The sequence below is a fragment of the Bartonella sp. AA81SXKL genome, from assembly GCF_042196945.1.
Lineage (GTDB): Bacteria > Pseudomonadota > Alphaproteobacteria > Rhizobiales > Rhizobiaceae > Bartonella.
Window position 1 is genome coordinate 1 of record NZ_JBHIRH010000101.1, and the last position, 1,142, is coordinate 1,142.

1 protein-coding gene is annotated in these 1,142 nt (G+C 40.9%); it reads left to right on the top strand.

The genetic code is table 11. The features are described 5' to 3' along the window. Window positions 1-920, top strand: a 920-nt coding sequence (locus ACFINZ_RS09815) for an autotransporter outer membrane beta-barrel domain-containing protein (RefSeq protein WP_375701416.1), incomplete at its 5' end; no start/stop codon positions are given. Window positions 921-1,142 lie beyond the last annotated feature (222 nt).

Genomic DNA, 1,142 nt, shown 5'->3' on the forward strand with positions numbered 1-1,142 from the left:
ACTTTTTAACCACTCCCTCTACAGATGCAGTGTTGTCCATGTCTGTGACTCCAGCACTGGTTTTTCACAATGAGCTGCAAGCTGTACGTGCGGGAAGAGGAATTCTAGACAGAGGTAAGAAAAATACGGCTTTCTGGGCGCACGCAATTAAGAGCAAAGAACACATCGTTGCAGATCATAAAGACTTTAAGCTTGATCAGACAGGTATAGTTTTAGGTGTCAGTGGTGTAAGTGAGTTAATGGGTGGAGAGTTTTATATCGGTGGTTTTGGTAGTTATGATCAAGCACGTGTTGCGCATACACGGGGGGGGACCAGTGGTATCAATAGTTATGGCATTGGCGCTTATCTCACGTATTTGGATCATAGTGGATGGTATCTCGACAGTATTTTAAAATACAATCATTATCAAAATACGCTGAAGGCTGTTTCAACGAATGGTATAGCGATTGAAGGAAATTATAATCAATGGGGGTTGGGTACATCATTTGAAGCGGGTTATCGTTTTGAGACAACGAAGAGTAGTTGGATGCAACCTTATGCACAATTGAGCTGGTTGCAGGTAGAGGGTAAAGAGATCAAGCTTTCGAATGAGATGACGGGTGATATAAATGCCTTTACATCCTTACGCAGTGAGGTTGGTTTATCTGCGGGATATGAATTCTGTTTAGGAGGAGATGTTACTTCTATGGCTTACATTACGGCAGCGTGGTTGCGTGAGAATAGAGATAGCAATCGTACGACGATTAATAAGCTGCATCAATTTGTCACGGACTTGTCGGGGAATTTTGGTAAATTGGGGATTGGTTTGAGTAGTTTAGTGAGTAAGAAGTTCAAGCTTTATGCGGAAGCACAGTATGTTAAAGGGGACAAGGTGAAGCAGTCATTCCAAGGTATTTTAGGGGTACGCTATAGTTTTTAAGGATACAATCTGGTTGTATTTTCTGAGCTGTTTTGAAAATGTAATAGTTTTTTGTGAGTTTAATACTCAGTGATGAGAGAGTTTTCTGTGAGAGAATGTAAATGCATTTTCCTAACAGAGGGAGGGTGGGGTTTGTGTTCGGTCGTTATAGAGAGTGTTTCCTCTGATTTCTTATCCATTTGATGCGTAATTTTTAGTCGAGTCGTGAATTTTTTGCCTTAT